This window comes from Neobacillus rhizophilus, from assembly GCF_018343535.1.
Taxonomy (GTDB): Bacteria; Bacillota; Bacilli; order Bacillales; family Cytobacillaceae; genus Neobacillus; species Neobacillus rhizophilus.
Genome location: NZ_JAGYPF010000003.1, coordinates 338,758 through 358,775 on the forward strand (window position 1 = coordinate 338,758; position 20,018 = coordinate 358,775).

At 40.8% G+C, this 20,018-nt stretch carries 27 protein-coding genes; 8 read left to right on the plus strand and 19 right to left on the minus strand.

The genetic code is table 11. The annotated features are described in order from the left end of the window. Positions 1–17 precede the first annotated feature (17 nt). Entirely contained in the window at positions 18–1,082 is a 1,065-nt protein-coding gene (murG, locus tag KHA99_RS15095; RefSeq protein WP_213118304.1) for an undecaprenyldiphospho-muramoylpentapeptide beta-N-acetylglucosaminyltransferase, read from the minus strand. Positions 1,083–1,271: 189 nt separating this feature from the next. Between murG and KHA99_RS15100 the strand changes: the two genes are divergently transcribed. Further along, complete coding sequence (locus tag KHA99_RS15100) at positions 1,272–1,349, plus strand: YjcZ family sporulation protein (protein ID WP_261363809.1); 78 nt, start codon at positions 1,272–1,274, stop codon at positions 1,347–1,349. A 127-nt stretch (positions 1,350–1,476) separates the two neighbouring features. Here KHA99_RS15100 and KHA99_RS15105 read toward each other — a convergent pair whose 3' ends face one another. The 4 genes from KHA99_RS15105 to KHA99_RS15120 form a co-directional block, all read right to left on the minus strand. Continuing rightward, positions 1,477–1,887: a hypothetical protein gene (locus KHA99_RS15105; protein ID WP_213118305.1), complete on the minus strand. Its 411-nt coding sequence runs from the start codon at positions 1,885–1,887 to the stop codon at positions 1,477–1,479. Positions 1,888–2,244: 357 nt separating this feature from the next. Continuing rightward, positions 2,245–2,403 carry a hypothetical protein gene (locus KHA99_RS31385; RefSeq protein WP_213118306.1) on the minus strand — a complete coding sequence of 53 codons (159 nt, stop codon included), beginning with the start codon at positions 2,401–2,403 and terminating at the stop codon, positions 2,245–2,247. Positions 2,404–2,695: 292 nt separating this feature from the next. After that, positions 2,696–3,943: a cation:dicarboxylate symporter family transporter gene (locus KHA99_RS15115; RefSeq protein ID WP_213118307.1), complete on the minus strand. Its 1,248-nt coding sequence runs from the start codon at positions 3,941–3,943 to the stop codon at positions 2,696–2,698. A gap of 385 nt (positions 3,944–4,328) precedes the next feature. After that, on the minus strand, positions 4,329–5,303 hold the full coding sequence (locus tag KHA99_RS15120; protein WP_213118308.1) for an alpha/beta fold hydrolase: 975 nt from the start codon (positions 5,301–5,303) through the stop codon (positions 4,329–4,331). Between the two features lie 196 nt (positions 5,304–5,499). Here KHA99_RS15120 and KHA99_RS15125 point away from each other — a divergent pair, with 196 nt between their 5' ends. Continuing rightward, complete coding sequence (locus KHA99_RS15125; protein ID WP_249366689.1) at positions 5,500–6,231, plus strand: alpha/beta hydrolase; 732 nt, start codon at positions 5,500–5,502, stop codon at positions 6,229–6,231. 17 nt (positions 6,232–6,248) lie between these two features. Further along, positions 6,249–6,650, plus strand: a complete 402-nt coding sequence (locus tag KHA99_RS15130; protein WP_249366690.1) for a YbaN family protein — start codon at positions 6,249–6,251, stop codon at positions 6,648–6,650. Between the two features lie 39 nt (positions 6,651–6,689). On the opposite strand, the gene KHA99_RS15135 is transcribed toward KHA99_RS15130, so the two are convergent. Continuing rightward, a complete protein-coding gene (locus tag KHA99_RS15135) occupies positions 6,690–7,073 on the minus strand; it encodes a MazG nucleotide pyrophosphohydrolase domain-containing protein (RefSeq protein ID WP_213118309.1) in 384 nt (127 codons plus the stop codon). A 33-nt stretch (positions 7,074–7,106) separates the two neighbouring features. After that, positions 7,107–7,547, minus strand: coding sequence for an NUDIX domain-containing protein (locus KHA99_RS15140; RefSeq protein WP_213118310.1), 441 nt, complete (start codon positions 7,545–7,547; stop codon positions 7,107–7,109). Positions 7,548–7,797: 250 nt separating this feature from the next. On the opposite strand from KHA99_RS15140, the gene KHA99_RS15145 reads away from it, so the two are divergent. Next, positions 7,798–9,135, plus strand: a complete 1,338-nt coding sequence (locus tag KHA99_RS15145; protein ID WP_213118311.1) for a gluconate:H+ symporter — start codon at positions 7,798–7,800, stop codon at positions 9,133–9,135. 213 nt (positions 9,136–9,348) lie between these two features. On the opposite strand, the gene KHA99_RS15150 is transcribed toward KHA99_RS15145, so the two are convergent. Beyond that, the gene (locus KHA99_RS15150) at positions 9,349–9,975 is read right to left on the minus strand and encodes a pyridoxamine 5'-phosphate oxidase family protein (protein ID WP_213118887.1); all 627 of its coding nucleotides are present in this window, start codon (positions 9,973–9,975) and stop codon (positions 9,349–9,351) included. Between the two features lie 9 nt (positions 9,976–9,984). Next, positions 9,985–10,839, minus strand: a complete 855-nt coding sequence (locus KHA99_RS15155) for a LysR family transcriptional regulator (protein WP_213118312.1) — start codon at positions 10,837–10,839, stop codon at positions 9,985–9,987. A 134-nt stretch (positions 10,840–10,973) separates the two neighbouring features. On the opposite strand from KHA99_RS15155, the gene KHA99_RS15160 reads away from it, so the two are divergent. Beyond that, entirely contained in the window at positions 10,974–11,312 is a 339-nt protein-coding gene (locus tag KHA99_RS15160) for a cupin domain-containing protein (RefSeq protein ID WP_213118313.1), read from the plus strand. Between the two features lie 35 nt (positions 11,313–11,347). On the opposite strand, the gene KHA99_RS15165 is transcribed toward KHA99_RS15160, so the two are convergent. Together KHA99_RS15165 and KHA99_RS15170 are read right to left on the minus strand one after the other, a co-directional pair. Beyond that, positions 11,348–12,109 carry an MBL fold metallo-hydrolase gene (locus tag KHA99_RS15165; RefSeq protein WP_372447605.1) on the minus strand — a complete coding sequence of 254 codons (762 nt, stop codon included), beginning with the start codon at positions 12,107–12,109 and terminating at the stop codon, positions 11,348–11,350. Between the two features lie 12 nt (positions 12,110–12,121). Then, positions 12,122–12,916, minus strand: coding sequence for an MBL fold metallo-hydrolase (locus tag KHA99_RS15170; protein WP_213118315.1), 795 nt, complete (start codon positions 12,914–12,916; stop codon positions 12,122–12,124). A gap of 213 nt (positions 12,917–13,129) precedes the next feature. Between KHA99_RS15170 and KHA99_RS15175 the strand changes: the two genes are divergently transcribed. Continuing rightward, positions 13,130–13,375, plus strand: a complete 246-nt coding sequence (locus KHA99_RS15175) for a hypothetical protein (RefSeq protein ID WP_213118316.1) — start codon at positions 13,130–13,132, stop codon at positions 13,373–13,375. A gap of 44 nt (positions 13,376–13,419) precedes the next feature. Here KHA99_RS15175 and KHA99_RS15180 read toward each other — a convergent pair whose 3' ends face one another. From KHA99_RS15180 to KHA99_RS15190, 3 genes are read right to left on the minus strand one after another with little or no spacing between them, the layout of a single operon-like run. After that, on the minus strand, positions 13,420–13,785 hold the full coding sequence (locus tag KHA99_RS15180; protein ID WP_213118317.1) for a VOC family protein: 366 nt from the start codon (positions 13,783–13,785) through the stop codon (positions 13,420–13,422). Positions 13,786–13,807: 22 nt separating this feature from the next. Further along, positions 13,808–14,515 carry a polysaccharide deacetylase family protein gene (locus KHA99_RS15185; protein WP_213118318.1) on the minus strand — a complete coding sequence of 236 codons (708 nt, stop codon included), beginning with the start codon at positions 14,513–14,515 and terminating at the stop codon, positions 13,808–13,810. Positions 14,516–14,570: 55 nt separating this feature from the next. After that, the gene (locus KHA99_RS15190) at positions 14,571–15,023 is read right to left on the minus strand and encodes a DUF2269 family protein (protein WP_213118319.1); all 453 of its coding nucleotides are present in this window, start codon (positions 15,021–15,023) and stop codon (positions 14,571–14,573) included. Between the two features lie 183 nt (positions 15,024–15,206). On the opposite strand from KHA99_RS15190, the gene KHA99_RS15195 reads away from it, so the two are divergent. Continuing rightward, entirely contained in the window at positions 15,207–15,410 is a 204-nt protein-coding gene (locus KHA99_RS15195; RefSeq protein ID WP_213118320.1) for a hypothetical protein, read from the plus strand. A gap of 57 nt (positions 15,411–15,467) precedes the next feature. Here the strand turns inward: KHA99_RS15195 and KHA99_RS15200 are convergent, their stop codons facing one another. The 4 genes from KHA99_RS15200 to KHA99_RS15215 form a co-directional block, all read right to left on the minus strand. Beyond that, positions 15,468–16,007, minus strand: coding sequence for a GNAT family N-acetyltransferase (locus KHA99_RS15200; protein ID WP_213118321.1), 540 nt, complete (start codon positions 16,005–16,007; stop codon positions 15,468–15,470). Positions 16,008–16,046: 39 nt separating this feature from the next. Then, positions 16,047–16,457, minus strand: a complete 411-nt coding sequence (locus tag KHA99_RS15205; protein WP_213118322.1) for a GNAT family N-acetyltransferase — start codon at positions 16,455–16,457, stop codon at positions 16,047–16,049. A gap of 34 nt (positions 16,458–16,491) precedes the next feature. Next, complete coding sequence (locus tag KHA99_RS15210) at positions 16,492–17,001, minus strand: GNAT family N-acetyltransferase (RefSeq protein WP_213118323.1); 510 nt, start codon at positions 16,999–17,001, stop codon at positions 16,492–16,494. A 385-nt stretch (positions 17,002–17,386) separates the two neighbouring features. Next, the gene (locus KHA99_RS15215; protein ID WP_213118324.1) at positions 17,387–17,926 is read right to left on the minus strand and encodes an HD domain-containing protein; all 540 of its coding nucleotides are present in this window, start codon (positions 17,924–17,926) and stop codon (positions 17,387–17,389) included. 161 nt (positions 17,927–18,087) lie between these two features. On the opposite strand from KHA99_RS15215, the gene KHA99_RS15220 reads away from it, so the two are divergent. After that, a complete protein-coding gene (locus KHA99_RS15220) occupies positions 18,088–18,552 on the plus strand; it encodes a cupin domain-containing protein (protein ID WP_213118325.1) in 465 nt (154 codons plus the stop codon). Positions 18,553–18,634: 82 nt separating this feature from the next. Here the strand turns inward: KHA99_RS15220 and KHA99_RS15225 are convergent, their stop codons facing one another. Beyond that, on the minus strand, positions 18,635–19,876 hold the full coding sequence (locus tag KHA99_RS15225) for an MFS transporter (RefSeq protein ID WP_213118326.1): 1,242 nt from the start codon (positions 19,874–19,876) through the stop codon (positions 18,635–18,637). Between the last annotated feature and the right edge of the window lie 142 nt (positions 19,877–20,018).

The following is a 20,018-nucleotide window of genomic DNA, read 5'->3' on the forward strand; positions in this document are numbered from 1 at the left end:
GCCTTCGCTAGCTTTTTTTATCTATATTTATTGATTTCCGTAACCAGCGTCTGCAGGGCTTCCCCTTGCTGTGAACGCTTCATATTCTGGCGGATCTCCGCACTTTTTTGGTCAAGCTCTTCCAGATGTTTCAAAAGCGATTCACTAGTTAATTGTTCTTCTTCAAGGGTGAATGAGAATCCTTTTTGCGCAAAGGCTTTTGCATTTAAAATCTGGTCGCCCCTGCTTTGCTGCAGACCGAGTGGAATAATTAACATCGGGATATTTAATGCCAAAAATTCAAAAATGGCATTGGAGCCTCCCCTTGTAATTACCAGGTCTGTTGCTGCTAAAATATCCGAGAGCTCTTCATGTACATATTCAAATTGCTTGTACCCTGGAACGCCTTCAAGGCTGGGATCAAGATTATTTTTCCCACACAAATGAGCAATTTGGTACTTTACCGTCAGCTCTTTTAGCGAGCCTCTTACTGCCTCATTGATCTTTCTTGCCCCCAGGCTTCCACCCATAATGGTCAGAATCGGCCGGCCGCTATGGAATCCTAGGGAGCGTTTCCCCTTGTCCGCCGAGCCCTCTAAAATTTCCTTCCTTATTGGTGAGCCAATGGCCTTCACTTTACCTTTCGGAAAATATTTTTCCGTCTCTTCAAAGGATGTAAAGATTTTGTTCGCAAACCGTTGGGAAATCTTATTCGCCAGACCCGGAGTCATATCACTTTCATGGATAAAGATCGGGATTTTTAAAGAACTGGCTGCAATTATGACCGGAACAGACACAAATCCACCTTTCGAAAACACCAAATCGGGCTTTAATTTTTTCAAAACCCTTCTTGCCTCTAGGCAGCCCTTCAACACTCGGAAGATATCCTTAACATTTTCAAAATCAATATACCTTCTCAGCTTCCCGCTGCTTATTCCATAATACGGGACTCCGATTTTTTCAATTAATTCCTTTTCAATGCCCTTTTTGGAGCCAATATATTTTATATCCCAGTCATCTCTTATCTCACTGATGATGGCGAGATTTGGTGTAACATGGCCTGCGGTACCCCCGCCTGTAAAAACAATCGTCTTTTTCGACATTTCTGCCTCCTACAATCTTTGCATAATAGAATAATTATATGAAATTGTTGAAGGCAATACCATCTTTTAGAATTTTATTTTTTCAACAGATAAAGATATTTCGGTATAATTCCATACTTGTCCAGTTCAAAAAATAAACCCTTTGAATACATTGTAGTACCTGAAAAAGGAGGTGAGGTTATGTACGGCATGGGCAACAGTTTCGTATTGATTGTCGTTCTGTTCATCCTTTTGATTATTGTAGGAACAAGCTTCATGGGATACTAATTCTGTTTGGACAACCCTCCTAAACATCCAACCGTTTTGAAGCGTGGCAGCCACCACGCTCCTTTTTTCATTTTATTAGGATAAGGACGAAAAAGACCAAACCTGGGATTTGGTCTTTTTAACGATTTTAGGCCACTTTAATTGCTTTGCCAAACGGCACTCTTGGAAGGAATACGCCCGGTACAAGCCAAAACATTTCATAATCGAACTTTTCTATGTCTTCGGAAAAAAAGCCGGTGACATCGGTAATATAAAACAGCGTATCAATTTGTTCTTGCTTCGCCCACTCAAGAACTAATGTATAGGAGGATTTCCCGTGAGAATACCATTTAATCGTGTCGCTCTTCACCGGAGAAATGCTCCTTATTTTAAAATCTGCTTGAACCAAAATCGTATCGGGTTTGACTGTTTCAAACAGTTTGACTATGTTATTGATGAGAATCGTTGGGGCATCATTACTGGAAGTGTCCACTGCCAAGGCCACCTTTTTATCCTGACGCTCCTGAATCATCGAAAGAATCCGCTTATGCCATTTCATACCGTTTCCCCCTTTGCAATATTCAAGCGACCGCTATTATTTTCGGTAATCGAGAATCGGTTTATGATTGGATAAATACGGCAGTAACTTGCATAATGGCGCAGATTTCAGGCGAAAAATTATACCCATCATTTAAATTTTTTTGTCGATTATTTGAGAGGCTTAATGGCGAAAATACTTCATGAACATGTTTTCAATCTCGAGATTCATACCGTTCGCGACAGGTAAATGAGGTTTTCATCTTCATAAAATCATACATTAGCGCCGCTTTTCTTCCTTTATCTGTATGTCGATTTCGTTTGTGGCGCAGGCAATCCATGAATCCAAAATCACAGTGACATGGGTCAATTCCACGTTTTAGGCAATTGTCATGCCACTGACAACATTCATCAACATCATTAATGGGGGCACCCGGCCCGCTGCAACCTGGACCTCACCAGCGGTAACCAGGGAATATACATAAGCCAAATGGATTTCTTCGTCCGCCGTTATGCAAAAAATTTGCACCTCCCTCAAAAGGTTGTCCTATAATACTAAAATATGTGTAACCATTGAAAAGGTATTGGCGCATTTACTACTATTTTACATTTTCAGAGATTGCAAAAAAACGCCTGGAGCTTCTTCCAGGCGATTTTTTGTCAAAATATTAACAATGTTTTACAAACCTCACAATTGTAGTTTTACCTTAATTCTTGGTAATTTTTTCAGACTAATCTAATTAAACAAGGACCTATTTTTTCAAAGTTCGCCATAATAAAAAGGCGCCTGACACCATAAAAGTATCAGACACCTTGATTTATTATTACCACTATGCCACTAATTCTTTTACCTCGTCATCAACCTTATGGCCTTCCCATCTTGAGATTACGATGGCAGCCAAAGAGTTGCCGACGATATTGACGCAAGTCCGTGCCATGTCTAGAATACGGTCAATCCCGGCGATGAAGGCAAGACCTTCTACTGGGATACCCACCGTTCCCAAAGTGGCAAGAAGAACAACGAATGATACACCTGGAACCCCGGCAATCCCTTTAGAGGTAATCATCAATACCAGCACCAACGTAATTTGGTGGCCGATGCTCATATGGATTCCGTACATTTGTGCAATAAACAACGCCGCAATAGCTTGGTACAAGGTAGAACCATCGAGATTAAAGGAATAGCCCGTTGGTATAACGAAGGAGGTAATCGCCTTTGGACAGCCGAGTTTCTCCATTTTTTCCATAATTTTTGGAAGAACCGTTTCCGAGCTTGCTGTAGAATAACCTAATAATAGTTCGTCTTTCAAATATTTCAATAGCTTAAAGATATTAAAACCGACTATTTTAGCTGTTAATCCTAAGACCACTAAAATAAAGAACGCCATGGCACCGTACACAACGATGACCAATTTCCCTAAAGGAATTAGCGAAGATAACCCAAATTTTGAAACCGTTACACCAATTAAGGCAAATACACCAATTGGAGCAACCTTCATAATTTGATTGGTCACATAGAACATAGCATCAGCTGTTCCCTTGAAGAAATTGATTATCGGGGTTCCTTTTTCCCCAATAGCGGCAACGCCCAATCCGAACATGACGGAGAAGAAGATGATCGCTAACATATCACCGTTCGCTAATGACTGCATGATATTGGTCGGAACAATATTGACAAAAGTATCAACCATTGAATGGGTTTCTGTTGTTTTGGCAGTTTCCACATACGTGTTAATGTCAGTTTTAGTTAAGTGAGAACGGTCAACGCCAGTCCCTGGATGGAAGATGTTACCGGCCAAAAGACCAACAACAATGGCAATTGTCGTAATGATTTCAAAATATAGCAGCGTTTTGCCGCCGAGTTTCCCTAAAGATTTCATATCACCGGTACCGGCAACCCCTACTATGATACTCGAAACCACAATTGGTACAACAATCATTTTAATTAACCGAATAAAAACGTTTCCAATTGGCTGTAAGTAATCAGCAATATGCGGGTTTCCATAGAAAATGGCACCAACAATAATACCAAGCACTAAACCAATGAAGATTTGCCAAGCCAAGCTAATTCTTTTCATAACATGCACCTCTCCTTGTTGAAATTAAAACTGCATAGAGGAATTTTTCATTTTACCTCTTTACTTTCAAAAAACAAATGAAGATAATCACAATTCCTTCGCCTAATATAATTTTATTTTTAAATTGTATTTAAATCAATGGCAAAGTGATACCATTTTTATCTAAACCATTTGGACTATTTTGAAAATATAACTATTTCACAATATCAATTAACTATGTAAATTGAACTATAACATAAATGAAAACTCGCCGATTGGCGAGTCCGATAGGACGAAGACAGAGGCGTAGTTGAATTTATGCGTTAGTAAAGTATAAATTTGTGAAAATTTATACTTTACTATTAGCCAAAAAAGAACTCTGTTGCCAGAGTTCCGTTCAGTTTATTTATGACAGCCTTTGTTTAATATTTATACATTCCTGAAAAAATTTTTCAGGCTCTTCAAAGTTCAGCAGATGGGCCGAGTTTTCAAACCAAACGAATTCTTTCTGCGGGCATTGCAGTACATCAAAATATTGCTTGGCCAGCTGCGATGGTGTTTGATAATCCTGCCTGCCGGCAAAAATGTAAACCGGCACCTCCAACTTCGCCGCATTCGTTATGAAATCTACCGCCAAAAGCTCTTCCCACATGGTCTCCAAACAAAATCTTCCCGCTTTTATATAAGAAAACCAGTCCTTCAGTGTATATTCCTTGGCAAACAGCATGTTGGAATAAATCAAATTAAATTCATTGACCCCGATATAGGAGCCCCCAAACTTTGTCAGCCATTTCCTTTGGACATTTAAGTAGTCCATGTCAGCAGGATTATAAACAAGCCCTTCTAGTTCCTTAAGAGCTTTCACATTTTTTAGTTCACGGGCCTTGTTCAATGTATATTCATATGATAGCTTTTCCCCCGCACGCATATCGGCCACCTGGCCAATGCCGATATAGCTAGAGATATATTGCGAACACTTCTGAACAGCCAATATACCAAGGACCGTACCCCATGAATGTCCTACGAGGATCAGCTTTTCCTTTTTGAAACGTTTGAGGAGATATTCGATTAATTGAATAGTGTCGCTTAAAATGATATCAACGGTCAGTTCCTCTTTTCTGACATCGGGAGAGTAAGATAATCCTGCCCCTCTTTGGTCCCAATTGACGATTAAGAACTCCTTTTCAAGGTCATTTTGAAATTTGGGAGCGAATCCAATTTGCGCTGTGCCCGGTCCGCCGTGCAAAAACAGCATAATAGGCTGGTCAACATTTTCCCCTCTGAATAGGACCCATTGCTTTCTGCCGCCAATCATCACCTCTTCCAAGGATGCAATGGATTCCGTTTGGCTCTGTATCTTTTTCGTTTTCCTTGCGAGCATTTCGCACCACTCCAATAGTCTGGAATTTTTTCCATATCAAACCATATTATAAATCCTGTTAACTTCTTTTTATATAAAAATTTAGGCAAAAATTGGTGTTTATGATAAATTTAAGTTTAGGAGATTGCATGATTGGAAGTGGTTCATTGTGTTGGAAAAATTCACCCTTTATATGACATCATTTCAGCAGGATAGAATGATTCGTGTTTTTTTGCCAGAATCCTATCAGAACGGACTGAAACGGTATCCCGTTCTCTATATGCACGACGGGCAGAATGTGTTTGAGGATGAAGGTGCTATTAACGGAACTTCATTAGGTTTGAAAAAGTTTTTAGAGGAATCTGATCTTGAAATTATCGTGGTTGGGATGGATTTGAATACTGAGGGCGAGGGTCGGATAGACGAATACTGCCCGTGGAAACAAGGAAAGTTAAGTGAGGAAATATTAGGCTATGCCAGTCCTTCAGGCGGGAAGGGCGAGGACTATTTGGATTTTATTGTCCACGAATTGAAGCCTTTCATCGACCGTAAATACCGGACACTTGAGCATGAATCAGCGATGGCTGGGATTTCGTTAGGAGCGATCATTTCCACTTATGCAGCCTGTTGTTATCCGCAGATATTCAGAAAAATCGCCGTACTTTCGCCGGGCTTTTATCGGAACCAAGAAACCTTGGAGGAATTTATTAAACACAGTGACTTATCTGGAATTGAGAAGTTTTACATGGATATTGGTACGAAAGAAGTTCCGGATGATCCACAGGCAAGCAAGATGTTCTTCGGCCTTGCCAGACAGGTCTATGACCTTTTAAGCAGCCAGATTGGCGATACACGCTTTGTAAGTGTGGAAGATGCCGAACACCATTATCGTTTCTTCCGGGAGAGAATGCCGGAGATTCTAGCTTACCTATTTTCTGATAGGGTATAATGAAGGAAAAACTAGATTTGAGTTCGAGGACAATGATTAGTCAAAACCGTATTATTAAGTTTATTTTCATAGTGATTGGCTTTATTTCGCTTGGCTTGGGGATTATAGGGATTGTTTTACCCGTGGTGCCAACAACACCTTTGCTGCTCTTGGCATCCTTTTGCTTCATGAAAGGGTCAGCACGGTTTGAGCGCTGGTTTAAGGGGACAAACCTCTATAAACGCCATTTGGAAAGCTTCGTCCGGGAACGGTCGATGACCCTAAAGCAGAAGCTGTCGATTTTGTTGTTTGCGGATGCGATGATTGCGATTCCTTTTTTCCTTCATCCTAGCTATATCGTGAAAAGCGTGCTGCTGTTAATTGTCATTTATAAGTATTATTATTTTATTTTTAAAATAAAAACCGTTCGGTCAGATTAAGGCTTAAACGAAGAAAGACAGGAATGCGCTTCCTGTCTTTTATTTTTTTGCTGGCACAACATCCTTGTTACGCCGGTTCTTGACTTCCTCCATTTTTGCGTAAAAGGTTTCCTCAAGGTCGAGGCCGAAATAATTATAAAATTTGAGCATGTAGGCTAGGCAGTCAGCCAATTCTTTGCCGATGTCTTCTTTTATAAAATCCTTAGACATTTCGAAGGCCTTCCCTTCCTCCATGCCTTCATGGACTAGAGTCCTTGTCATGTTAAAGGCTTTTCTCAGTTCCTCCGCGACCTCCGCCACTTCTGTTGTCAGCAGCATGTAGTTATTTAAAAGAGAAGCCCTAGCTTCCTCAAAGCTTTCATTGCTGATTTCCCAGTTCATTTCTTTATGGAATTGTTTGGCGAATTCCTGGATTTCTTTCATGGCTGCGTCCTCCGATTTCATTTTTTCTACTGTTTAAAACGAGGCAATTCCCTTATATTCGTTTTGAGCAAATTGTAGGAAATAAGCGATATTCCCGTCCCCTGCCATTTTCGGGTTGGAGGCATCCAGTAAATGGTTGTTTTTTATATGCAGCCATTCTAACGTGCCTTCATCCATTGTTTTCTTTGTGGAATAGGGTTCAATGTTCCTGTTCAATACGAAGTAATAGACATGTAGTTTTACTCCTGCCTTAAATTCCAGCGTGGTTAAATGACTAGATATTTGAATATCAGACTTTTTTAAACCCGTTTCCTCCTGAAGTTCCTGAAACATGGCTTGCACCGGATCCTCGCCAATTTCTATTTTTCCACCTACACCATTGTAAAGATATTGGTAAGGCGGCTTGCTTCTTTTTAACATTAAGACGCGATCCATTGTGTAATTAAATGCAAAGCCGACTACGTACTGCTTCATTTTTGATAACTTCCTTTAACATTTATATATGCTTGCTTAACTTTATCAGAAAAAGGTTCTTCTTTCATTTATTCTATACCCAAATTAAGCCAAGAAAGCGTTTGACAAGGATGGAAAATTTATCTTATTATAAGATAGTTAATTTGTTTAGTGAACTAATTAATTTGTAATTTGAAAAGGATTACACCTTGTAGTGGGAAGTATCAACATTAGTTGATTCTATATAAATGTTTTAAGGAGGAAGTTAATTTTGGAATGGTTACAAAATTCACTGCCGATTATCTGGGTAGCGGTGGGAGTAGCATTGCTTTTAGTTTTAAATATGAAATTTAAGCTGAACGGCGCTCTTGCCCTGTTAATTGCGGCAATATTTGTCGGCATCATGAATGGCTTATCACTACCTGAAGTAGTAGATACCATTAAAAAAGGCCTTGGCGGCACACTTGGAAGCTTAACTCTTATCATTGGATTTGGGGCCGTGCTAGGTAAATTGATGGTAGACTCTGGTGCTGCCCAGCGGGTTGCATCGACACTGCTAAACAAATTTGGTGTAAAAAATGTTCAGTGGGCTATTTTGCTTGTTGGTGCCATTTTCGGTGTTTCTGTTTTCTATGAGGTAGCCTTCATCATCCTGGCTCCGCTTGTTATTAGTATCGCTGTTGAGGCAAAAACGCCTTACTTACGTCTTGGAGTCACAATGGTTGCAGCCGCTACAATGGCTCATAGCATCTTCCCGCCGCAGCCTGGTCCGGTTGCCCTGATTTCTGCTTATGGTGCGGATATGGGAATGGTTTATCTTTTAGGACTTGTAGTGGTCATTCCAGCTGTTATTTGCTCTGGTATCATTTTTCCGAAATTAATGAAAAATGTGGATCGTCCTGTTCCTCCTTTATTGAAAAAAACAAAAGAGTTTACGGATGATGAAATGCCAGGATTTGCTGTAAGTTTGATTGTACCGTTAATTCCTGCAATCATTATTACTGCCGCAACCATTCTTAATTTCTTTATTAAAAAGGACTCAACCGCCTATCAAATTATCAACTTCTTCGGAAGTGCGGAAATCAGTATGATGGTTGCGGTTTTAATAGCGATTTATGTATTTGGAATCCGCGTCGGCCGCACAATGCCGGAAATTATGAAATCGTTCTCGGGCGCCATCGAAGGCATTGCGATGATTATCTTTATTGTGGGTGCGGGCGGTGCGTTTAAACAGATTATTCTTGACTCTGGTGTCGGCGATTATATTGCCAAAATGATGGAACACACAAGCATTTCTCCGCTTATCATGGCATGGTTTATTACAGCACTGATTCGCCTTGCTACCGGTACAGGCGTGGTGTCCGCGATTACAGCTGCGGGGATTGTCGGGCCACTAATGCATCAGTTTGATGTTAACCCAGCTTTAATGGTATTGGCTACGGCTGCCGGAAGTAACACGATTACACACGTGAACGATGCATCGTTCTGGTTGTTTAAGGAATATTTTAATCTTTCCATTAAGGATACTTTGAAATCATGGGGGCTTTTATTGTTCATTAACTCCATTGTTGGTCTTGCGATTGTTTTAATTTTGGATATCTTTATTTAGTAGTGTAATAGATTTTTTAGTTTTCTGTCCTCATAGGTTGCTATGAGGACAGTTTTTTTATAGTGTTGGCAGCGCCAGTCCTCAGACGGCTCCCAACGAGGACACTTTTGAGGTTTTTCTGCGTCGTCTTTGCCTTTGGAATCCTCTCTTCGGACAGTTCTCCTATTCTGCATAGCAGTTTTGTCCCCTAATCCCATCCCAAATTTCTATTAATCAATACATCCTCTTAGCATAGCTTTCCTCGAGACTTTTTTGAATGGTATCAACACTGGAGCCAGGGAGTTTAGCGTGTTCAAACAGAATATTTGCCGCAGATGGGAGATTTTCTTTTTCAAGCCAGGACTCTGTATCCCATAGCCCTGAGCGTTTTAGGGCTTTTGCGCAATGAATGAAACACTCTTCTACTTCCACCCCAATCCCTAAAAGAGGCTTCCGCCCGGCAACCGCCATCTTCTCAAGCAGCTCGTCATCTCTGACTATACAAGCTTTCCCATTTACCCTTAGTGTCTCTCCCAACCCCGGTATGAAAAACTGCAGTCCAACTCTGGGATTGGATAAAATATTTCGCAAAGAATCTACCCTTTTGTTGCCTGGCCGCTCCGGTATCACGAACTGTTTTTCATTTAAGACATGGACAAACCCGTGCCGGTCTCCACGTGGGGAAACATCACAAAACCCCTCCTTGTCAGCAGTAGCCATCACCAAAAATGGCGATTTTGAAAGAAATTCCACGCAATGATAGTCTAGATGGTGAATGACCTTTTTGGAAGCCAGTTCACTCGGTGTTCCCAGTAATGACCGCAGTTCTGCCTCAGTTTCTATAATATCTTTAAACAAAATTTCATCCCCTTAACGTTTTTTAAAAAATGGATATAATGCTTTTCCAGTTGTGATCGAATTTGCAATCAGCGAAATTGTCCGTTTGGCTAAAGAGTGGTTTAAGGGTATGGCTTTAACAAATGAGTTCCCCAGATTCTTGATACTCATTTCTGGTACCACAGTAATCCCAGACCCTGCCGCAACGTATCCGATTAAAAAATCACCAAAATCTATCTCTCTAATAATCTTAAGCTCCTTCTCCTGTTCATGGAACATCCTGCTGACACTCTCCCTAATCGTGCAAAACGGAGGATACAATACAAACTCTTCGTCACTAATCTCTTCAATTTGAACGGACTGTTTTCCAGAAAGTTGATGAGAAGTGCGCAGGATCGCATATAAAGGCTCTTCAAAAATTTCCTTTTGCCAATAAGATTTATTGACCGGCATTTCTTCAATGATGGCGGCATCGATTTCCCCATTTTTTAGGAGTTCAAATACTTCTTGAGAGGCATTCTTTATAACAACCTCCACTTGAATCCCATTCTCCTTCAATTTTAAGATTCGGGACGGGATATAATTGCCGGCCAAACTTGGCAAGGTTCCAATTCTATAACTTCTTATTTCCTTCAAACAGTTAAGATCATTTTGAAGAATCGATAGATCACCAAGAATTTGCGGCAGCCTTTTGTAAACTAACTCTCCTGCCTCGGTAAGAACGACTCCTGATGTGGACCGCACTAATAACGGCGCATCAAAGAAATCTTCTAATTTTCGAATTTGCTTGCTTAATGCCGGCTGCGATATATTAAGACGCTCACTTGCCTTGGATAGACTTTTTTGATTGACCGTTTCTACAAAACTTCGAAAGTAATCAATATTCATATAGCGCGCTCATCCTTTTTTAGCCCTTTTGAACATTTTACCATTTTAGATAAACATCGGAAATTATCAAACTATCTGTCTAATGAAAGGTAGTATAATGTATGTACAAGTAGTGGTGAATGGAGGTAGAAACAATGAAACGAAGCAAATCTAATGCGGAACACTACATTTGGGGACAAAAATGTGACGGCTGGCATTTGGTGAAGGATGCAAATTTGAGTATTATTCATGAACGCATGCCTCCCAATACTGCTGAAGAAAGACATTACCATGTTCATGCTTGGCAATTCTTTTTCATTTTGTCCGGAACCGCCACCCTTGAAGTTGATGGAAAACGAGTGATTCTCGAACAAATGGAAGGTTATGAGGTGCCGCCAATGGTGCCTCATCAAATTTTCAACGAGACAGACAATGACATTGAATTTCTAGTCACTTCCCAGCCCAATAGCCGGGGAGACAGAATTTCATTGTAAAAAAAGTCACGAGTGATTTACTCGTGACTTTACCTTTAAAACCCAAAAATCTCTCCGTTAGACGGGACCGTTACATTAGCTAAGCCATTTTTTGCAATATATCCCCTCAATTCTTCCCTGCTCAACAGGCAATGGTTCCACGACTCCATGTGAACCACAATAATTTTGGAGGACGGGGCCTCTTTACTTACTCTTTCAATATCATTGATTCCCATAGTAATCGGATCACCTGTCAAAAACTGCGCCTCCCCGCCATTTAAAATGATGATTTCAGGCGAGCGTTCCTTCAAGGCCTCCTGAACTTCATCGCACCAAATGGTGTCTCCGGCAATATACAGGGAAGGCTCTCCCGCAGACTCCATAATAAACCCGGATACAGGTCCCATCTGATTGCCTAATTCACCAGTTCCGTGCTGCCCTCCCGTTCTAGTAAAGCGGATCCCGTTCCAGTTCTCTTCTTCCTTAATGTTTGTTACGTTGGAAAAACCAAACCCACGCAGCTTTTCTTCATCTTCGGGCTGGCAAAAAATCTTTAAATCCTTCGGAATGGTTTTGATTGCGGCATCATCAAAGTGGTCGCGATGGGAATGAGTCAGTATGACCGCATCAATGCCTTCAAGGATGTTTTCGATGGGGAACGGTAATTCTACTAAGGGATTTTTGCAAGTATTGGCTGCATTCGCTACCGGGTCCATTTCTCCTTTAGAACTGAACATCGGGTCCACTAAGAAATGATATTCATTCATGTTGATTTTAACCGTCGCATGCCTGATTAATTGAATTTTCAAAGGTATCACTCCTGTTTGTTTTTATTTGGCAGATTGTTTTATCGTGTCTCCAAGAAAATGGGATTCATTTGGACGTAATATTTTTATATTAACACCTAGTTCATTGCCTCGTTGTATTAACCTTTCCACCACATTTTCTGCTTCGATATAAAATGGAGGATTATTAAACGTCCCATAATGAATCGGAACCAGATATTCAGCACTTAATATTTTTGCTGCTTCAACTGCCTCCTCAGGCGTCAAACAGGCTGGCAAACTGCTTTGTGCTTTCAAACCAGCAACATGGAGGATGGGGCCGTTTACCGGAAGGCATGCAACATGGATTGGTCCATATTGCTGCTCCATCCGCCACCAAAACCCATGCCACTGTGTATCCCCGCAGTGGACAATCGTATGGACTCCGTCATTTACAATCCACGAAACCTGCGGGGAACCAAACCCATCAACTGAATAAAAGGCCGAAACCTTTACATGATTTACGATAAAATCCTCATTTGGACTGACTCCGATTACGTTTTTAAATCCACATTTAGCAGCATAACTCTCAGATTCCTTTGGAAGATAAAGTTGAACATCATCACCAAAGCTATCCAAGACCGATTGATAATCAAAATGATCCGGATGGAAATGGGTAACCAAAATAGCATCGGGCCTTTTGATGGTCCATAGTGAAACTAAAGGCTCTAATGGTTCGCCTAATTTAGCAGCGAGCGGCCGGTCCTGTCCCTTAATTGGCGCCCCTAGCGGATCAAAAAGGATTGAAGTTCCATTTGATTCCATTACCACCGTTGCCCATGACAGTTTTTTTAACTCCATAAAAGTAACCCCCTAAATCTATATTATCTTTATGTTACACCGTTGCATTATCTGGAAGAAAATACAAATCTGTTATAGGGTTATAACTTTTCATTATTGGGTTTAATTGTATAGAACGGACTAAATAGGGCTTTTTCTTTAGATGGCACGGTGAATCTTTCTTTTATCTTTAGAACAGAATGATACGAGAGGCATTCCAAGGGAGGTGGTCATTTGAACAAGATTATCTTACCATTAATAACCATTATCATCTTTTGGTTTTTCCTGTTCGGAATACGGCTGCTTGGTTATTTTGCGTCCATCTCTGAAAAAGGATTTCGCGCTACGGAATGCGGATCCGACGGCTGTAGTGATGCGGTTTTCTTACTTGGTACCATTTGGACCTTTTCATTTTTTATTGTCATTCCTCTTATCCTTCCAGTTGCTCTTGTTATTTATTGGGGTTATAAAAAGCATTAAAAAATGCTTTACCTCATTTAGAAGTAAAGCATTTTCACGCGTCCTTATTTCTGATAGTTCAGCAGCCAGCCAATTCCAAATCGGTCAACCAGATTGGCATGCAACGCACCCCAGAACGTTTCTTGTAAAGCAAAGGTAACTCTTCCTTCGTTGCTAAGGGAGTCATATACTCTTCTAATTTCCTCTTCACTCTCACACTCCAACGTAATTCTCACGTTATCTCCTACATGTACTTTACTAAAGGTATCAGAGAAGTGGATGATGCTATCACCTAAATGAAGCTCAGCATGCAGACACTTGCCATCTTCCGTTTGTTGGATGTTTTTAATGTCTCCACCAAACAAACCTTGATAATACTCCATTACGTTCAGGCAATTATCAACAAAAACATATGGATTTGCACTTTTCAAAACGAATTCCTCCCTAAATAGATTACTTACCTGCTGATTCTTGCAGCTCATTAACGGTTACAAATTTATAGCCTTTGTCAGTTAAGGATTGTAAGATTCCCTCCACCGCCTTTAGCTCTTCAGCGGATCCGCTGTACCAAGGGTGCAGCAATATGATGGACCCAGGCTCTATGTTTTTCCTGACATACTCCACTTTGTCTGAAGCGGTGGTGTAATAACTGTCCGGCTCTAGGTTCCAGGTAATCGTGTCTCTATCATGTTTGCTCAGGTAATAGGGCAGACCGACCAGCTTTTTTCCATTTGGCGGGCGGACATCGATTTCACCTTGGTAGCCCGCTTCATGTATTAACTGATCGGTGGATTCAATTTCCTTTTTAATATAAGACGGTGATTTAAAAATCATTCGCTCATGGGAATATGTATGGTTGCCAAGCTGGTGGCCGGCCTCCGCCAGCTCCTTCGCTACCTCCGGATTTTTCTTAATTTCATTGCCGATAAGAAAAAAGGTTGCCTTTGCATTGTATTTATCCAATAACGGCAAAAGCTCCGGAATATTTTCCGAAGGGCCATCGTCAAACGTCAACGCCACGAGCTTCTGATTTGTATCTACCTTATACGTTAGGTCCCCAAATAACTGGTACGTTCGTGAATTCATTAATTTGTAGGTGCCAAATAGCAGTAGAAAAACAAGCAGAACTCCAGTGCCTGTATAGGCTAATTTCTTTTTCATAAAACACTCCTACATAACAAAGCGCAAAACCGCAGGGCTTTGCACTTTTTTTTTCCTAAAAAGGTTTAAGTATCATAAGAGTAATGATAATGATAAAAATAAAGTTTTCCAAGTTTTCACAGAAGAAGAGTTCTTTAGATAACTTCCAGTACTCCTCCGGTATATCGTCGCCTTTATGAGACTTCAACATCTCTTTAATCGGTCTTGACCTTGGCGACAAGACAAGCGGGCCGATTGCCAGGGCAGCCAAAAAGAGAATGAGACTTATGAGATACCATCCTTGACGGAACAGTGCAGTATTAAACAAACCAAGTCCCAATCCTGTCACGAGTAGTAACACACCGCCAATCATGACATAGATATGCAGCTTGTTTCGAATGGCATAGGAATGGCGCAATTCGGTCATTGTTTTCCCTGATTTAACTACCGTTGTTAAAATAAACCCCGGTCCCATTCCGATTATGGCAGAAAAAATGTGTATGAAAACTAGAGCTTTGTAGAAAGTCATCGTCAGCTACCTCCATTCTCTACAGGACAATTTTATCATAAACAAGATTATTAATATAAGGAGGTTTGTTACATATTTTCGTAGATTTCAACTGATACAGTTTTAATAATAAGAATGTTTGTCCAAGCCTTTTTTTGATAATAGCATATTTTAATAAATAAAGGTGGAAAGGGGGAGGTCTGCTTGTATAGTGGTTGGAGAGATGATGAAAAAGTAGAAATTGAAGTAGAAGGCTTAACGAGCCGCCATCGTAATAACAGGAGAAAGTTTGTGATTGATGCCGACCAAGTCATTATCCGTGCTAATAAGGTGACCATCATCAAGGAAGAAGAAAAAGAGAAACATCATGATCTTTTCGATGATTTTAGGAAGTTTTTTTGGATTTAGTGACAGCGGGAGCTGCTTGAAACCGGCATAGCCAATCGAGGCTAGCCGGTTTTTAATCTATTCATCTTTGGGATTTATGATCGCCAGCACCTGGTGGTCTTCCCATTTTCCGTTGATTTTGACATTTTTAATAGCGATTCCTTCCTTATGGAAGCCCGCTTTTTCCAACACACGGATAGAGCCAATATTATGCGGCATCACGCCGGCTTCGATGCGGTGCAGATTTAACTCTTTAAATGCATATTCGACGATGAGTTTGGCAGCCTCAGTGGTGTAGCCTTGCCCGTTATGCTTTTGATCTAAAAAGTATCCGATGAAGGCACTTTGAAGGGAGCTTCTGAGAACCTGGAATAGATTGATTGTGCCGATTAAAGCGTCATCCTTTGTAAAAATTCCGAAGGTATACGCCTGATCAGCTTGCCAATCCTTTGCAAACTCTTTGATTCTGTTTTGCTGGACCTCTAATGTGTAAAAATCGTTGGTGCGCTCATAGGAGAACTTTTCGAAAAAACGTCGGTTCTCTTTTTGCAATTTGAGCAGGGATGCTGCATCGTCTTCAGTAAAGGGTCTTATGTAGATGTTTTTGCTTTTGAGCATTCGGGCCTCCCCCTTTTAATATGACTCGATAAACTGTATCTAGTACATCTTATACATTCCATGAGATTTTGGATAGGTATATTGAAATCCAAACTTTTCATAGAGTCTATTAGCCGGATCATCCGCAATTAGACTTACATACGAGCCCGGATAAGTGTTCTTTTCTAGATAATTCATTATTTCCTTCATGATTACTTTTCCGAGTCCTTGACCTTGGTAACTAGGTTTGACAACAATGTCCACGATATGAAAAACAGTACCTCCGTCGCCGACTACCCGGCCTAATCCTATTAAGGTGCTTTGATCATAAATACAAACAGAAAACAAAGTGTTGTTTAGGCCGATTGTTGCAGCCTCAAGCGACTTTCTGCTAAGGCCTCCCTCAACTCTCAACTCAATGTATTCTATTGGGGAAGGCGAGGCATGGTTTATTTTAAAACTAATATTCATTTTTCAAAAACCTACCTTTTTCTAATTTTCTTATTTAAGGTTTTAGGTGTAAAACCATATACTCCTCATCGAAATATTCACCATTCACAATTAATGCCTTTTCTTCATAACCAAATGATTTAAAACCTAGTTTGGTATAAAGCTTCTTGGCTTTTTCATTGCTTGCTGTGACGGTTAGATTGATTTTCTCAATAGTTTGGATTGTTTTTGCTTTTTCAATGGCGGCTGTAAGTAAGGCAGTCCCGACTCCGGAAACACGTTTATTAGACGTCACGAACATTGCAAAAATGTTGGCTCTGTGGCGGATTTTGCTTGGTTTCTCGTGCATTAAGGTGACGACACCAATGAGGTCTTGATTATGGAAGGCCCCGAATGTATAGGTTCCTTCTGCTGATAGATTTTGCGCGGTCTGTTCCACTGGGTTTTCTCGTTTGATGGAATCTTCGTAGCTTGTTAAAAATGCCTCCGGATTTTGCTGCAAGGCTTCTAGCCTTAGCTGCCAATAGCTGGCGGCATCATTCGAGTTTAATAGTCTTATTTCCATACTTATCTCCCTTGTTAAAATTTTTGGGTTATACTGGGGTGGTTTGTCTATTGGACGGATTATATGTGCCCCCCGTTTTTTGATGAAGGACATAATCGGGTGGGTATCGGTTCAAAATGTCCTTCATAAGCTTGATGAAGACCAAATCCGTGGGGTCCTTGGTTCAAAATGTCCTTCATTGGCTTGATGAAGACCAAATTCATGCTGTCCTCGGTTCAAAATGTCCTTCATAGACTCGATGAAGACCAAATCCATGCGGCTCATCGTTTAAAATGTCCTTCATTGGCTTGATGAAGACCAAATTCATGCTGTCCTCATTTCAAAATGTCCTTCATTCTCTATTAAAGTAATGCCCGAAGACTAAAAATTTGGAGCGTCAAAAATTCTAACGCTTAAACAACCTGATTACCTCTTTCTCAAGTTCCTCTACCAAACTAAACGACCCCTGGTGTCTGAGGCTCTCGACCAAATTGGTATAATACCACTCCTGCTGCTCCTTGCCTCGGTTAAACCTTTGCCAGACCTCATCGCCATCCCGCTCATAATCTTTAATAATCGACCGGATATTGTGAAGTTTATCGGCACAGGCAACTGCACGGATATCGCTGGAGGCGTTTTTCAAAAATTCGATTGTGTGCTCCTTCCGATCCTCCCAAGAAAGCGACTTATCTGGTTCGGAACATCCCGCCACGATTTCAGCTATCTCTTCACCAAAGTCATGTTTGATGTCTTTTAGTTTGTAATCGGTATCTTCATCAGTATCATGTAGAATTCCCGCTGCTACGACTTCATCGCGATAACCGGCCTTCATCAATAGCATTCCTACAGCAACCGGATGTGCGATATACGGGATGTCCGTTCCTTTCCGATACTGGCGTTGATGCGCTTTACTGGCAATTTGAAGTGCTTTTTCAATTACATCCATCATTGAATTCCTCCAAAATCTTAGTATGATTATTTTACCATTTTTATCCTCGAGCATAAAAAATATATTTTTAACCAGTCATAATAACAAGAATGTACAACAGACATAATTCGTGGGTCGAATTGCATATTATTATGTGGTAAAAGATTGGGGGCGAGATTTTGGATAAGCCATTTATTCGTCAATCTTCTAAGGATAACACTTTCATGTTTTTGGGAAATATAGTTTCTTTTTTAGTAAATGGGGATGATACAAAAGGTCGATACGCTACTATTTTGACAGAGGAACGAAGAGGTTTTGAACCTCCTCCACATATTCATACGAGAGAAGACGAAACTTTTTTCATTCTTGAAGGGGAAATTACCTACTACGTAGGCGATACAATGATCAAAGCCACGCCTGGAACGTATGTTTATGCTCCAAGAGGAGTTTCACATACCTTCAAAGTGAACACGGAAACGGCTAGAGTATTATTATCTGTATATCCCTCTGGATTTGAGCAATTCATGAAGGAACTAAGTGTACCTGTTCCCAATAAATTGCCGACACCACCAGATGGTCCTCCCAGCCCGCAAGATGTTCAAAAGCTGGTTTCTACTGCTTTGAAATATGGAATAAAGATATAGGTTGATTAACATTTGTTATAGAGTTTTTGTTAAAGATTGATAATAATAGGCCCAGTTCAACATGAACTGAGCCTTATTTTAATTAAACCTCTTCACTTTTTTTCAATACAGCCGCCCCTTTGAAAAGCGGAACTAGGAATAACACCCCGATGATAAATAACAGCGCAGTCGTTTCATACATCGCCACAAGCGAAAACTTTTCCTTGAGCCAGCCGCTTGCCGTCATGGTAATGACCATCGTTCCCATAAACATCGGATTCAAAATCCCGTTTACCCTGCCGATAAAGTCTGCCTCTGTATTTTTCAAAATCATCGTATTGATTCCAATATGGATACATGGCATAAATAAACCAGCGATAAATTGAACCGTTAAAGTCAGCCAGAACACCTCGGAAAATCCCAGCATCATAAAAACAATTGCATTTATGGCCATTCCTAGTGCTAGCAGAATTTGCGGCGGGGTCTTTTTGGCCAATCCTACAGTAAGGCCGCCACCTAAAATCATCCCTGCTCCAAATGCTGCCATCAGCCACTGCAGCTGCTCTTTTGGCAGGCCGAGCTTTTCTGTAACAAGAAATACTGCCAGCGGCTGCGTCAGTCCCAGCGCCAACCCGGCCGCCGCGAAACATCCGCCAAGCATCGTCAATGGACGACTGTTCAAAACGTAACTGAACCCTGCTTTCATTTCCTGCGTGATGGTTGTTTTTTCAGCCTTCTCCTCCACCTCATAATCGGCTGGAAGTAAAAATAGAATTCCCGCCGACAGTAAAAAGGCAACACCCATGATAGCAATCGCGGCATCAATTCCGTAGCGTTGATACACAAACGTCCCAATAACAGGACCGAGAATCATGAACAACGCAAACAAGGTTTGGTAGATAGACATCCCCATTTGGATGAGTTCTTCCCTCACATGCAACTTGAACAACTTCATCCCCGACGGCTGTGAAAACTGGGAAAGAATAGAGGATACGAGAGTCGCAAAGAAAATAGCTTTCCAGCTTCCAAAAACAAGTGCCAACAGCACAACAAAGATCGATATAGCACTAAGGAAATCACACCATATCATCGTCCTTTTTGGCCGCCAGCGGTCGGCAAATGTTCCGCCAATAAAGGAAAATAGAAAGATTGGGGCAAATTCCGCCACCGAAATGAGCGACACGGCTACTGCATTTTCATTTGTTTTTTCTACTACGAATAGTAAAATCGAGTAATTTCGGACCCAAATCCCGATTTGCAGGAAAAAAGTTGAAAGCAGGATTGTTTGAATCACCCGATTTCGAAACAATGCTCCAAGGGTCATGTCTGATTTTGTTGTTTCCATAAAAAAACCTCCTTATCCGATCAATGGATAGGAGGTTTTTCAGGCGCAAAAAGTCATAGTACACCAAGTACCATTTAAACCTTTTTATAAAAAAGCCCATACCAATCCTATCCAGAATTATGTTCGTTATTACGAATTATTT